General features: G+C 45.8%; 13 protein-coding genes. 3 read left to right on the top strand and 10 right to left on the bottom strand.

What is annotated here, in order from left to right:
- The first annotated feature begins 39 nt into the window (after window positions 1–39).
- Window positions 40–1,542 carry an exodeoxyribonuclease VII large subunit gene (gene xseA, locus B3S93_RS00745; protein ID WP_292401179.1) on the top strand — a complete coding sequence of 501 codons (1,503 nt, stop codon included), beginning with the start codon at window positions 40–42 and terminating at the stop codon, window positions 1,540–1,542.
- Complete coding sequence (locus B3S93_RS00740; protein WP_292401175.1) at window positions 1,539–2,375, top strand: peptidoglycan DD-metalloendopeptidase family protein; 837 nt, start codon at window positions 1,539–1,541, stop codon at window positions 2,373–2,375. Before xseA ends, B3S93_RS00740 begins: the two co-directional genes overlap by 4 nt.
- Here the strand turns inward: B3S93_RS00740 and B3S93_RS00735 are convergent.
- The 10 genes from B3S93_RS00735 to B3S93_RS00690 form a co-directional block, all read right to left on the bottom strand.
- A complete protein-coding gene (locus tag B3S93_RS00735; RefSeq protein ID WP_292356448.1) occupies window positions 2,369–5,041 on the bottom strand; it encodes an ABC transporter substrate-binding protein in 2,673 nt (890 codons plus the stop codon). The two genes, B3S93_RS00740 and B3S93_RS00735, sit on opposite strands and share 7 nt — an antisense overlap.
- A gap of 73 nt (window positions 5,042–5,114) precedes the next feature.
- The gene (gene lptB / locus B3S93_RS00730; protein WP_292356447.1) at window positions 5,115–5,840 is read right to left on the bottom strand and encodes an LPS export ABC transporter ATP-binding protein; all 726 of its coding nucleotides are present in this window, start codon (window positions 5,838–5,840) and stop codon (window positions 5,115–5,117) included.
- A gap of 13 nt (window positions 5,841–5,853) precedes the next feature.
- Complete coding sequence (gene lptA / locus B3S93_RS00725) at window positions 5,854–6,663, bottom strand: lipopolysaccharide transport periplasmic protein LptA (protein ID WP_292356446.1); 810 nt, start codon at window positions 6,661–6,663, stop codon at window positions 5,854–5,856.
- Window positions 6,644–7,213, bottom strand: a complete 570-nt coding sequence (lptC, locus tag B3S93_RS00720; protein WP_292356444.1) for an LPS export ABC transporter periplasmic protein LptC — start codon at window positions 7,211–7,213, stop codon at window positions 6,644–6,646. Before lptC ends, lptA begins: the two co-directional genes overlap by 20 nt.
- Window positions 7,197–7,718 (bottom strand): 3-deoxy-manno-octulosonate-8-phosphatase KdsC, encoded by a 522-nt coding sequence (kdsC, locus tag B3S93_RS00715; RefSeq protein WP_292356442.1) that lies wholly within the window; start codon window positions 7,716–7,718, stop codon window positions 7,197–7,199. The genes lptC and kdsC overlap by 17 nt, the downstream gene beginning before the upstream one ends.
- Window positions 7,719–7,734: 16 nt before the next feature.
- Entirely contained in the window at window positions 7,735–8,712 is a 978-nt protein-coding gene (locus B3S93_RS00710; RefSeq protein ID WP_292356440.1) for a KpsF/GutQ family sugar-phosphate isomerase, read from the bottom strand.
- Entirely contained in the window at window positions 8,709–9,695 is a 987-nt protein-coding gene (locus B3S93_RS00705; protein WP_292401172.1) for a calcium/sodium antiporter, read from the bottom strand. The genes B3S93_RS00710 and B3S93_RS00705 overlap by 4 nt, the downstream gene beginning before the upstream one ends.
- 95 nt (window positions 9,696–9,790) lie before the next feature.
- Window positions 9,791–10,519 (bottom strand): MlaA family lipoprotein, encoded by a 729-nt coding sequence (locus tag B3S93_RS00700; RefSeq protein WP_292401169.1) that lies wholly within the window; start codon window positions 10,517–10,519, stop codon window positions 9,791–9,793.
- 128 nt (window positions 10,520–10,647) lie between these two features.
- Entirely contained in the window at window positions 10,648–11,694 is a 1,047-nt protein-coding gene (locus B3S93_RS00695; RefSeq protein WP_292401166.1) for a glycosyltransferase family 4 protein, read from the bottom strand.
- Entirely contained in the window at window positions 11,694–12,488 is a 795-nt protein-coding gene (locus tag B3S93_RS00690; RefSeq protein ID WP_292356434.1) for a UDP-2,3-diacylglucosamine diphosphatase, read from the bottom strand. The genes B3S93_RS00695 and B3S93_RS00690 overlap by 1 nt, the downstream gene beginning before the upstream one ends.
- A 139-nt stretch (window positions 12,489–12,627) precedes the next feature.
- Here B3S93_RS00690 and prlC point away from each other — a divergent pair, with 139 nt between their 5' ends.
- On the top strand, window positions 12,628–14,667 hold the full coding sequence (gene prlC / locus B3S93_RS00685; RefSeq protein ID WP_292356713.1) for an oligopeptidase A: 2,040 nt from the start codon (window positions 12,628–12,630) through the stop codon (window positions 14,665–14,667).
- Window positions 14,668–14,708 lie beyond the last annotated feature (41 nt).

The following is a 14,708-nucleotide window of genomic DNA, read 5'->3' as shown; positions in this document are numbered from 1 at the left end:
TAATATGATCGATAAATTATATCAGGAACTTAGTGGTTTATGGCATCACTTATGACATCGGATTCGCAAGTAAAACTCGCTGCCCGTGCTGTCAAGGATGTATATCCGGTTTCGCGATTGGTCAGAGAAGTCCGGCTGATGCTGGATGGTTCGTTTCCGCTTTTGTGGGTGGAAGGGGAAATCTCCAATTTGGCAATGCCGGCGTCAGGGCACATTTATTTCACGTTAAAAGACTCAGCTGCGCAAGTACGCTGTGCAATGTTTCGTGGACGCAATCAACAATTACGCTTTACACCGGAAAATGGCATGCAGGTATTACTGCGCGTCAAAGTCACCCTTTATGAAGGTCGTGGCGAATTTCAGCTGGTTGTTGAGCATATGGAAGAAGCGGGTAGCGGCGCATTGCAACGCGCTTATGAAGCATTAAAAGCCCGACTGGGTCAGGAAGGTTTATTCGATACCGCTCATAAAAAACCGTTACCGTCGTTGCCGCAAACCATCGGCATTGTGTCTTCACCGGATGGCGCAGCGGTTCACGATATTTTGCATGTTTTGAAACGGCGTTTTCCGGCAATCAAAGTGATTCTGTATCCCGTTGCCGTACAAGGTGAAACAGCGCCACGGCAGATTGCAAATGCTATTCAAACTGCCGATCAGCGACAGGAATGTGATTTGCTGATAGTAGGGCGTGGAGGTGGCTCACTGGAAGATCTGTGGAGCTTCAATGATGAGTTGGTTGCCAGAGCTTTGTTTGCCTGTCAGATACCGACCATCAGCGCGGTAGGCCATGAAATTGATTTTACCATTGCCGATTTTGTTGCAGATGTCAGGGCTCCAACGCCTTCGGCGGCAGCTGAACTGGCGGTACCTGAAGCGCGCCAATTAGCCTTAAATCTTCGCGGTTTGTTGCAGAATCTGGGCAGTCGTATTCAGCAAAAACTTGCCAATGAACAACGGCATATTCGGCATCTGTCTCAACGTCTGCCCCGCCCGCAGCAGCAAATTAAACTCCAGCAGCAACAGTTAAAACGTCTGCAAACGCAACTTGATTACAGTATCCAGCGGCGGTTACAAGGCAAGCAGCAACAACTGGATTATCTTTCAGTAAGATTTCCTCATCCAAAGTTGCGAATCAGCTGGCGGCAAACCCGACTGCAGGATTTAACACAGCGGTTTGAAAAAGCCTTTTCGGTACAGCAGCAGCAATTCAGGTTACAAAGCCAGAATCTGCATGACCGCTTAAAGCGATTGTTACCGATCTCCCGTTTGAAGCAACAGCAGCAGCATGTAGAGGCACTCTCTTCACAATTAAACCGTTTGACCGGTCAACAAATTACCAATCAAAAAAAGCAGCTGGCCCAGTTGATGCGTACCTTATCGGTGGTTAGCCCTCTCAACACACTGGAGCGCGGTTACAGCATCACCAGTGATTCACAGACTGGTAATGTTATTTACCGATCTGATGAAGTAGCAATCGGACAATCCCTGCAAATTCGTTTATTTGAAGGTCAATTGGACTGTGAAGTTCGTCGTAAGAAATGATGTATAGATTGTGCTATTGGCTGGTTCTATTAGTCTGTTCACCTGCCTGGGCTTTACCACAACAATTACCAGTGCCAGGTGGTGTCGTCATTTTGCCTTTGGAAATCGAGGGAAATGTAGCACCTGAGGTGACCTATCAAAAACAACAGGTGCTAGTGGTAAAACAAGATTCGCAATGGCAGGCTGTAGTTGGCATTCCGCTAGCAGCCGAGTCGGGGAATCACAAAATTCTGGTGGAAAGTCAGGGTGCGTTAAGCAGCATTATGTTTGAGGTCAAAGATAAAGCTTATCCCACTCAACGGATAAATGTTCCTGACGATCGTAAGGTCAATCCCTATGCGGAAGATATGGAGCGCATCGAAGCCGAAACAGCCAAAATAAATAAAGCCTTACGTCATTGGCGTGCCAGCGACAATGTGCCGTTTAATTTTGTCTGGCCCATTGAAGGAAGGGTCAGTGGTTTATTTGGCCGTCGTCGTGTGTTTAATGGCGAAGAGCGTAATCCACACAGCGGTATTGATATTGCAGCGGCAACAGGTACTGAAATTATGGCACCGGCCAACGGAATAGTGACGGATACCGGCGATTACTTTTTCAATGGCAATACAGTAATGATTGACCATGGTCAGGGTCTCGTGACCATGTTTTGTCATCTGGATCGGATTGATGTCAAAGCAGGACAAAAAATTCAACAGGGCGAGATTATCGGCACGGTTGGCGCCACTGGCCGTGTTACCGGTCCACACCTGCACCTTGGTGTGAGTTTGAATAATGCCCGTGTTGAGCCCTTGTTATTTTTTCCAGAGCGGGAAGGTTATCCTTCAGTTCAATAAACCTCTGGCTTACTGTATTTATTTAATAATTCCGTCAGCAGAATAAAATTAACCGGTTTGGTGAGATAGGCAGTAAACAGGCCTTCTGCCTGCTGCAAATCATAAGGCATGGCGGCAGCGGTAACCGCGATCACCGGAATGTGCCGGAGTTTCGGATTAGCCATGATCTGCTCGGTAGCCTGTAAGCCGCTGATTCCGGGGAGATTGATATCCATCAATATCACGGCTGGCATATTACTTTCCAGCCAGTCCAGTCCTGCCTCAGCTGTTTTGCAAATATGCAACGTGTATTGGGGCAGACGATCAAAAAATGCTTCCATCAATTTGATATTGGCCGGATTATCTTCTATATGCAGAATGAGAGTCGAAGCAGAGGAGTTAAATGGATTTTCGGCTTTAATTGATTCAGCCTGCTGATGCACTTCATCATTCTGGTTATTGTTGTCTGTTATGGGTAACTCTACCCAGAATCGAGTGCCTTGATTTTCTGTGCTTTCAAAACCAATATGCCCGTCCATGGCTTTTATCAGTCTCTTGGTCACAATCAATCCGACTCCGGTTCCTTCAATGTCCGAGTTTTCCTGACCCAGACGATCAAATGCCGTAAACAGATAGGCCTGCTTATCCCGTGGAATTCCCATGCCTGTATCCTGAATAGTGATACGCAAGCGCTTAGTGGAATCAATTACCTCACCGCTAATAATAACTTTGCCATCAGGGCGATTATATTTGATGGCATTACTGACCAGATTTATCAGCACCTGTTTGAGTTTTGTTAAATCAGCGAGTACCAGCTGTTCAGGAATGTCATCAGTATGAATGATCACACGATAGCGAGCCGCCAGGTTTTTCAGCATGGGCAAACAATGATTAATTGCGACACTGACATTCACCGGCTCAATCGATACGTCCACTGAACCCGTCTCAATTTTAGCCAGCTCCAGCACATCATTAATTAACTTGAGCAAGTGCTCACCACTGTGAATGATGAGCTTTAAACTATCTTGCTGGGTTTCTGTGAGTGGCGCATCATTGTCACTTTGCAGTAACTGGGCAAACCCCAGAATCGCATTTAAAGGCGTGCGTAATTCATGGCTCATTGCCGACAGGAATTCCGATTTTGCCTGGTTGGCTTTTTCAGCTTCTTCCTTGGCAGCGATTAATGCCAGATGTTCAGCTTTTTGAAGAGAAATATCTCGGACGATACCCGTAAAAAAATAATGGCCTTCCCATTGAAATGCGCTCAGCGTCAGTTCGATGGGAATGATTTGCCCACTTTTGTGTAATGCTTCCAACTCAACTGGCTGGCCAATTATGGTGGATTGCTCACTAATGAGGAATCGCGACATCCCATGTTCGTGATTTTTACGATGCTGGGCTGGCATCAGCTGGGTAATATTCTGCCCGATAATTTCTTCTGGCTGATAACCGAACAGGCGAACTGAAGCGACATTAAAATTCTGGATAATGCCCGTTTCATCAATGGTAATAACGCCTTCAAGGGTATGGTTAAGCAAGGTTTGTAAACGATCACTTTCACGTTTAGCTCTCTGCTCAAGTGCCTTACCTTTTTTCAGTTCTGCTTCCAGCGCTGCTGTTTGTATCGCAATCTGGTTACTGAGTATTTTGGCATGATGGCGTTTGATGAAATAGCCAATCATTGTTAACAAGGCTAATATGCCAAGTGAAACCACCAGCCATTTAAACCAGATGGACACACCTGGCGTTGTGTCATAGATAAAGCCGTTAAGCGCCTGGTCATCATTAACCAAGCCTAAATGCTGATAATGTTCAGCAATTTTTTGCCAACGCTCAATCGTCATATGGCCCAGTGAAACTGTAGGGTACAAACTGAGCTCACTAAGCTTTTCAGCTTCAAATTCCAGATGTGCACGCGTTTTATTTTGCGTGTTGTAGTTTTTTAAAATCAGATCAACCATTTCATAAGGGTGTTCCAGAGCATATTGCCAACCACGCAAGGTTGCACTGTGAAAGGCTTCTACATCTCCTGGCTGACGTTTTAAATAACGTTCAGAGGTAAAGATGATATCGCTGTAAAAGTTGATGTTGTATTCATGGGGTGACAATGTCCGATAATCCACGCCGCGACTTAACATCTGGAAGGGTTCATTGGAAATATATGCGGTCAGCGCATCTACTTTTCCGTCAATTAAATTATCAATATCCTCGGGCGAGGGATCGACAATATTGAGCTGTGAAGGATCTATCCCAAATCGTAGCAACATGGCAGATAAATCATCAGCATAAGACTGACGAGTGACTGTTTTACCGACAAAATCAGTGGGTTGTGTTATCGATGAGTCTGCTCTGACCAACCAGGTATAGGGACTGCTTTGAAAAATCGCCGCGAGCGCTACAAAAGGGCGCCCTTTAAGTCTTTCTACCACCAATCCAGCACCGGAAATTCCAAATTCAACATTGCCGGCTTCCACATCGTTGAAAGGTGCTTTTTGCCCGGTAAGTATGGTTACTGCCAGCCCGGCATCCTGATAATAGCCTTGTTCTTTTGCAGCGTAGATACCCGCAAATTGAAATTGATGCTGCCAGTGAAGTTTGATTGAGACAGGGGTGAGTTTTTGACTTGCCTCTTCAGCTAGGGATGAGCTGGTAATTAACAACAGGGCAAGCGCAATCAATCGACACATAAAAAGTACTCAAACAGAGTTCAATTCATCTTACTCCAACAGAAGCGTATTGTGGAAATTGCCTGCTAGTAATTTATAGGCGAAAGTCCCGTCCCAGATAAACACTTAAAACATGCTTATCCTGAAGGATTTCATCTGGACTGCCTTTTGCGATCACCTCACCCTCGTTGAATATATAGGCACGCTCACAAACGCTCAGTGTTTCACGTACATTATGATCGGTGATTAATATGCCGATACCTCTCGCAGCCAGTGCCTTGATAATACCCTGTATATCCAGAACAGAAATCGGATCAACACCGGCGAAGGGTTCATCCAGCAGGATAAATTGTGGATCCATGGCTAAGGCGCGGGCTATTTCCACACGACGTCTTTCACCACCGGACAATGCCATGCCTAATGATTTGCGGATGTGACCAATATGGAATTCTTCGAGTAATTTTTCCAGCAACTGTTTTTTGGCAATGATACTGAGGTTTTTCCGGGTTTCGATAATAGCGTAAAGATTGTCTTCAACGGACAATTTACGGAATACCGAGGCTTCCTGTGGCAGATATCCTATCCCCAATTGTGCCCGGGTATGGATAGGTTCGTGGGTAAGTTCGCGTTGATTGAGAAAAATACTGCCGTGATCAACTGGAATCAATCCGACAATCATGTAAAAACTGGTCGTTTTACCCGCCCCATTGGGACCAAGCAAGCCCACAATCTCACCACTGTTTACTTCAAGGGAAATATTTTTAACAACCAACCGATCGCCAAATTGCTTGGCGAGCGACCTTGCAGAAAGCTGACTCATTTAAATTCCGTGATTATTCAGGATTCATTTGCAGGTAGCGTGCACTGACCCAACCAATAATGGCTTTATCCCCACTCATACCTCTGACTTGTACCCATTCAGGCTGACGGGTCAGCACGATCACTTCAGTGTTTTCGACAAACGCCCCAAGTCGTTCATATTGAGTCCCGGGACCGGTTCTGACATTCAAAGTGGTCTGAGTCACCGCAGTAGGGTAGCTCATGTCCGATTGCTGTTCAGGAGCCTCAGTTAACGGTTGAGGCGCTTCAACAGCAGGTTCTGCCGGTTTACTTTTATTTTTTTCGCGTTGACCAGGCGGCTGGATGGTGATGTGAACGCGACCACTGGACTGTTGCTGTCCATCGACTTCGACCGGTCTTGAGTTGGCAATAACAATATTTCTGTCGATATCGTATTCGATATGATTGCCACGGAATTCATCGCCTGACTGCCAAACATAACCCTGGCCGACCAGAAAGATACGTTGTTTGCTGGCATGGTATTCCATCTGCAGGGCTTTTGCTTTAACCGGTTTATCCCCTTCCTTATGTACTTGTTCATAAGTGGCAAGGTTACCTTCAGCAATAGCTTTTTCCAGTTCGCGGTTTTCGTCATAGAAAAAAGTAATGACATCACCTTCGATACGTAAAGTGCCCTGTGTCAGTATGGCATCGCCTTTATATTGCGTGACACCGGTTTCATCATCAAGCTGCGCGTGATCTGCTTCAATATTTATCGGTTGCTCGCGATCACTTGGTAAGGCGAGGGCAATGGATGGGATGATGGTCATTCCCCAAAGCAGATTAATTAACAGGTGGCGCATTATATTGTCCTCTCACCCTAGAGTGCAGATTAATAGTTTCTTCTTGTAAAGCGGCATGAAAACCCACTGAATGGGTATCGCCATGAGGCGATTTCATGGTCACCGGCTGATCGGTATACGCCGTGTTGTTGACAGTATCCAGATTCAGAACTTCAGTTAATAACTGTATTTCCGGTTGATCTTTGTTGGTAATAATAACATTGCCGGTGAGAAGAATGTTCTCGCCTTCACCCTGAGTTTCAGCATGATCTGACTCAATGATCCAATCATTGTTTTCCGGCGCAATAAACAGGGTGTTTGGACTGAAAATTTCAGTACGGTCATTCTCCGGATAGTGATACAGCGTTTCTCCGGTAATTACCCGCGATGGTTTGCCATTGATATCCATTACCGTCATCTTGAAATCGGTCATTCCAAAATCGATACTGTAGTGCACGGCGCGTTCAGTTTTTGGTGCTTCAGGTTTGCTAAGCAACATCCACAGACTGATCCCCGCGACTAGCAGTAAAGCAATTTTGATATAAATTGGAATATTAAAAATGGCGTTCAATTTGGTCCTGCAGGGTTCCCTGTCCTTCCATTATTAATTCACATACATCACGGGCAGCACCTCTACCACCCATGGACGGAGTGATCCAGTGCGCATGTTTTTTCACCACAGCATCAGCATCCTGAACGGCTATCGCTAAACCGACTCTGCTCATGATGGACAAGTCCACCCAGTCATCACCGACATAAGCACATTGTTCCGGTTTCAGCTTAAGGGTTTTTAACAGTTCCTCAAAGGCTGGCAGCTTTACTTTTTGTCCCTGGTAAACCAGATTAATTCCAAGACTTTGCATACGATGTTCAACCACTCTGGAGGTGCGTCCAGTGATAATAGCAATATCGACACCGGTGTATTGCAGCAGTTTCATGCCGTGGCCATCACGCGAATTAAATGCCTTATGTTCCTCACCATCATCACCAATAATGATACTGCCATCAGTCAGTACACCATCGACATCAAAAATAACCAGTTTAATTTGTTTGGCGCGAGCCGTTATATCTTGCATTGATCTGTCCTGAAAATTAGACCACACCGGCACGTAATAAATCGTGCATATTCAGTGCGCCTGTTAAGTTATGGTTTTTATCGGTAATCAACAGGCCGTTGATTTTATATTGCTGCATCATCTGTAATGCTTCTGCGGCAAGCATCTCTGCATGCCCCGTTTTACAATGTTGTGTCATATGTTCCTGCAGCGGGGCGGTTAAAATATTTACTTCCTGTGCCAGGACTCGACGTAAATCACCATCGGTGAAAATCCCCACCAATTTGTCATCATTATCGACCACGGCGGTCATGCCCAAACTTTTGTCGGACATTTCAATCAGCGCTTCGCGCAGCAATGCCTTTTCATTTACTTTAGGGATGGCTGCGCCGATATGCATGATGTCGCTGACACGTAATAACAATCGTCTACCAAGATTGCCACCCGGGTGAGAAAGGGCAAAATCTTCAGCGGTAAAGCCACGAGCTTCCAATAACGCAATGGCCAGTGCATCCCCCATCACTAATGCGACGGTAGTACTGGATGTTGGGGCCAGTCCCAATGGGCAGGCTTCTTTTTTAACACTGACGTTGATAGTTGCATCAGCACATAACGAAAGTGTTGAGTCCATACGACCACTCATAGTGATTAATGGTACGCCCAGTCGTTTAATCAATGGCAATATGGTCAGAATCTCGGCAGTTTCACCGGAGTTGGATAATGCCAGAACCACATCTTTGTCGGTGATCATACCTAAATCACCATGACTGGCTTCTCCCGGATGAACAAAAAATGCCGGACTGCCGGTGCTGGCCAACGTAGCAGCGATTTTACTGCCGATATGGCCTGATTTACCCATGCCAATCACCACAATACGACCCTGACATTGCAGCAGATACTCACACGCTCGAACAAAATCATCATCCACTCTATCGCGGAGCAACATTACAGACTCCAGCTCGGTATCGATGACTGCCAGCGCCAATTGTTTTAATTTATCCGAATCTATTTTCATATACCGTTATGCACACCTTGATACGCCAGCAAACTTATATAGCCTGCATAAACCAGTAGTAATAATAAACCAACCGGGCGTCCCAATCGGCCTTTTAAACAAAATCTTGCAAACAGATAAAGCACGATTGTCAGGCCAATCATAAAGCTAAAATCGCGGGTTAGCAGTAGCGAATCTACTTTCGTTGGGTGAATCAGACCCGGCATGGCAAGAACAGCAAGCAGATTAAAGATATTTGAACCAAGAATATTGCCAACGGCAATGTCATGTTCATTTTTCAGAGCAGATGAAATACAGGCGGCTAACTCTGGCAGACTGGTGCCAATGGCAACGACGGTTAAGCCAATCACTAAATCACTTATGCCCAACAATTGCGCGACACCAGTTGCTCCCCAGACTAAGAGTTTGGCTCCCCCCAGTAAGGCAATTAATCCTGTCAAAAACAGTACGATGGATTTTTTCAGTGAGCGTTTTGGCTGCTGATATTCCTGAGTAAATTCAATTTTCAGCGGATCGTCCTGAGCACTTTTAACAGCCAGCCATGCCATGCCTCCTAGCGTCAATATAAAGCCTGTAAACAGAACCAGGCCATCAATCCGATCCAGTTGCATATCCCAGAGCAATAACAACAGGGAGAGGAACATGATAAAGACTAATACCGGAAATTCTCTTCTCAGGGTAATGGAGTGAATCGCCAGAGGAGTGACCAGAATCGTGACGCCCAAAACCAGTCCAATATTGGTGATATTGGAGCCAATGGCATTGCCAATACCCAGGGCAGGAGCACCATCAAATGCGGCGAATGCTGAAACTATCATTTCTGGAGCAGAGGTACCAAAACCAACGATAGTTAAGCCGACAATTAAGGGAGCAACCCCCAAGTTCGATGCAATGCCTGCCGCACCATCAATAAATTTATCCGCTCCCCAGATCAATAGGACCAACCCACTGATAATGGCGCTTATAAATAGAAAAGAAGTCATTTAATAACCGATGATGGAACCTTAAAAATAAAAAGAGCCGGACTAAATCCGGCTCTTTTTATTATAACGGTGGAGAATTGTTATGTCGCGATGTATTACTGGTCATCGAACAAATCAAAATCATCATCATCTGGCGGGTTACCATCGTAAACCAAATATTGACGACGCTGCAGATAGGCATTTCTTACGTATGCATATTCGTCATCAGTAGCTTCATCCAAAACCCGTTCTGACTTAAGCAAATTGGCACGGGTATCCACTAAACGTGTACCTGCAAAGGCATTACGTGCGCCCGGACCCTCAACATACATCACCGGGTCAGTAAACATATCGCCCACTAAACCAAATGAGTCACGCACAGTGCGGGGACCAAAAAACGGTAATACGATGTATGCGCCGGGTTCAGCACCCCAGGCTCCCAGTGTCTGGCCGAAATCTTCGTTACGTTTCTTGTTGCCAGCATGACCGGCAACATCAAAGATACCTGCCACACCAACGGTGCTGTTTAACAGAAAACGACCTGTATCATCAGCTGCCTGGCTGAATTTACCTTGCAACAGGCTGTTGATGGCGACTGTAATATCATTCAGATTACTGAAGAAATTGCTGACGCCCCAGCTGATCGCATCAGGAACAACAACATCGTAACCCTTGGCAACAGGCTTTAACACTGCCCGATCTACAGTATCGTTAAATTGATACATTGCACGGTTATAGCTTTCATATGGATCACGTTCATCAGGTGATTGTACGGTGGCACAACCTGTGAACAGAACCAATAAACCGAGCAGGCTGAGCCTGGAAAAAACTTTTAGATCGAACATTGTGGCATTCCCTGAAACAAATTTAACGAGAATAATCTCACGGCAGTTCCAGGCTAATCAAGTGATCTGTTGTACCAATACCAAGAAAGTATGATGGTGTTGTCACTTTGCAACATCAAAAGAATGTTTCATCCGCTTTTCTGGCCCAGCATTTGCGCAGTTTTAACCTGTGATTCTGGATGGTTGTTATACATATAACCGGAAAATACTTCGCTGCATTTGTGCCAGCTATTTTCATGTGCATAAGCAATACAATCGGTTTTTTGCAGATTCAGCGCATTTAACGCCGCCTTATGCAAATCCCAATCCAGCTCGCCGGTTTTGCCCTGAATAATAATATCTTTAGGCCCGGTGACCGGATAAGCGGCTACAGGCAGACCGCAAGCCATCGCTTCCAGAATTACCAAGCCGAAGGTATCGGTTTGACTCGGAAAAACAAAAACATCTCCTCCGGCCAGATAGGCAGCGAGTTCTTCAGCAAATTTGGCACCGGTAAAGATCACATCAGGATAGCGTTTTTTCAACATCTCCAGATCAGGACCATCGCCAATCACTACTTTACTGCCTGGTAAATCCAAATCCAAAAATGCTTCAATGTTTTTTTCGACTGCAACCCGGCCCATATTGATAAAAACCGGGCGGGGTAAGTCATAATTTTTGGCATTATCTTTCGTGAATATATCGGTATCGACACCTCGTCCCCATACATAAACATCTTGAAATCCATATTCTTGCAAGCGTCGCTGTTGTGAAATGGTAGGTACCAGTGTTCTCACCGCCGGGCGATGAAAACGCCTTAACCATGCATAGCTCCAACTAAGCGGAATCGGTAAACGCAAACGCAGATATTCTGGAAACTGAGTATGAAATGACGTGGTGAAATGGATATTATGACGCAGACACCAACGTCTGGCGGCCATGCCTAATGGACCCTCAGTGGCAATATGCACTGCATCGGCTTGCAGATTGTCGAGCATATTTGCCAGTTTTCGGTATGGCATTAATGCCAGACGAATTGAGGGATAGCTGGGACAGGGAATCGTTTTAAAATTCAGCGGCGTGAGCATGGTAACGTCATAGCCCATTTCCTGCAGATGGTCACGGGTTTTCCCCAGAGTGCGCACAACCCCGTTGACCTGAGGCTCCCAGGCATCGGTAATAATCGCCAGTTTCATCAAGCGGCTTTGGCAATCAAAACGTGCTGATTAAATACTTCAGCCCAAGGGATGATTTCCATCTGACCATCTGGATGTTCAACCAATGCTGTGCAGCTCTCTACCCAGTCGCCACAATTATAGTAATCGATATCATGTATGCGCGTTATTTCCGCACGGTGAATATGGCCGCAGACCACACCATCCACCCCTTGTTTAGAAGCTTCATGCGCCACAGCTTCTTCAAAATTACTGATGTACTGGACCGCATTTTTCACTTTGTGTTTCAAAAACGCTGCCAGTGACCAGTAAGAGAAGCCCATCTTACGGCGGAAATAATTCACCCAGCGATTAGCTCTAAGTAAAAATTCATACAAACGGCTGCCGATTTTGGCCAGCATCGGCGAAATTTTCACTACGCTATCGAATTGATCGCCGTGAATGATTAACAACTTACGTTTATCGGCTGTGGTATGAATGATTTCGTTATGGATCTGCACATTACCGAACACCGCACCATCATAATCCCGCAGAATCTCATCGTGATTACCGGGAACAAAGATGACCTTGGTATTGTGCTTGGCTTTACCGAGCAGGGTTCGGACTACGTTATTATGTTCTTGAGGCCAGTACATGCGTTTTTTCATTTCCCAGACGTCGATAATATCGCCGACCAGATAAAGATATTCGCATTCCACATTATGTAAAAAGTTAAGGAGGAGCTCGGCACTGCAGCCTCGGAAGCCAAGATGGATATCCGAAATGAACACGGTGCGAACTTTCAGCTTTTGCTTGTGACTTAGTTGTGTTTGCATAAGGCACTCATTCACTTAAAATTCTGAGCAAACCTTATCTATTAGATATTGCAGTGTGATGACCGTTTTGTTGCGTTACCATGACAATAACTTCACGCGCTACACTGCTGGCGATACCGAACCTAATCAGGACACTATTATGAGCAACCCATTATTGGAAAATCACCGTTTACCGCCATTTTCCGCAATAAAAGCCGAACATGTTGAGCCCGCAATTGATCATGCGTTGAGCACAGCACGCAATAAAATTGACACTATTTTGAGCACACTTTCAGAGCCAACATGGGACACATTGGTACAGCCAATGGAAGATATGGATGCCCTGATTGACAGTGTCTGGTCGCCAGTAAGTCATATGAATTCGGTGGTCAACTCGGAAGAGCTGCGTCAGGCCTATAACGCTTGTTTGCCTAAACTCAGCGAGTTTTCGACTGAGTTGGGCCAGAATGAAATGCTGTATCAGGCCTATAAAGCCATTGCCGAAGGCGCTGAGTATCAGAAATTGGATACGGCACAGAAAAAAGTCATTGATAATGCGGTCCGTGATTTTCGTCTGTCGGGCGTTGAGCTGGATCAGCAACAACGTGATGAATTCAAAAAGCTGTCACAGCAAATGACTGAACGCACCGCCAAGTTTGAAGAAAATTTGCTGGATGCCACTCACGCCTGGCGTAAGTTGATTACCGACGAGTCATTATTATCGGGTTTACCACCATCCACTATTGAAATGGCCGAGCAAATGGCCAAGCGAGAAGGCGAGGAAGGTTGGTTGTTTACCCTGGATTTCCCATCGTATATGCCGGTGATGTCCTACGCTGATAATCGTGAATTGCGTGAAGAAATGTATACCGCGTTTGCCACTAAAGCCTCAGACCAAGGTCCGAATGCGGGCAAATGGGATAACACTGAAGTGATGCTGGATATTCTGAATCTGCGTCATCAACTGGCAAATCTGCTGGGGTTTGCCAATCATGCCGAACGTTCTTTGGCCACCAAAATGGCGCAATCACCGCAACAGGTTCTGGACTTTCTGCAGGATCTGGCCAAGCGCTCAAAACCGATTGCCGAGCAGGAATATGCAGAATTACGCGCCTTTGCCAAATCCACTGCCGACCAGGATCAACTCGAAGCCTGGGATGTCACCTATTTTGCTGAAAAACTACGTCAGCAGCGTTATTCAATTTCACAGGAAGAATTAAAGCCGTACTTTCCGGAAGACAAAGTAGTGAATGGGCTGTTTGCCGTGGTCAATCGTTTATACGGACTGGATATTCGGGAACGCAAGGATGTTGACGTCTGGCACAAAGACGTGCGCTTTTTCGAAATTGTCGCCGAGGATGGCAGCGTACGTGCTCAGTTCTATCTGGATTTATATGCCCGTCAGCATAAACGTGGTGGCGCATGGATGGATGAATGTAAAGCACGCCGTCGTACTGCCGAAGGAATCGAAATTCCAGTGGCGTTTCTGACCTGCAACTTTTCTGAACCCGTCGGCGATAAACCGGCTCTGTTCACCCATGATGAAGTGACCACTTTATTCCATGAATTTGGTCATGGTCTGCATCATATGTTGACCAAAATTGAATATGCCGGTGTGTCTGGTATTAATGGTGTGGCCTGGGATGCAGTCGAGCTGCCAAGTCAGTTTATGGAAAACTGGTGCTGGGAGCGTGAAGCTTTGGATTTGATTTCCGGCCATTACCAAACGGGTGAAAAATTGCCTGATGATTTGTTCGACAAAATGCTTGCCGCACGTAACTTCCAATCGGCAATGATGATGTTACGTCAGCTGGAATTCTCGTTATTTGATTTCCGGTTACATCTGGAATTTAACCCGAATGAACCGAATCAAGTCGATAAGATTCTGGAACAGGTGCGTAATGAAGTCACCGTGGTGAAACCGCCCAAATTCAACCGTTTTGCGCACAGCTTCGCTCATATCTTTGCTGGCGGTTATGCCGCCGGTTATTACAGCTATAAATGGGCAGAAGTGCTGTCAGCCGATGCGTTCTCCAAGTTTGAAGAGAAAGGGATCTTTGATCGGCAGACTGGTCTGGAATTTCTGGAAGCGATTCTGGAGCAGGGTGGTTCCCGTGAGCCAATGGAACTGTTCATCGAATTCCGTGGCCGTGAACCGCAGATTGATGCGTTATTAAGACATACCGGTATTGCCGCGTAAACAAAAAAGGGCCGAAAGGCCCTTTTTTATAAGTAAGTATT

It is taken from the genome of Methylophaga sp. UBA3613 (assembly GCF_002375415.1).
Taxonomy (GTDB): Bacteria; Pseudomonadota; Gammaproteobacteria; order Nitrosococcales; family Methylophagaceae; genus Methylophaga.
The sequence above is the reverse complement of the archived record's forward strand: the minus strand, read 5'-3'. Positions and strand labels throughout refer to the sequence as shown.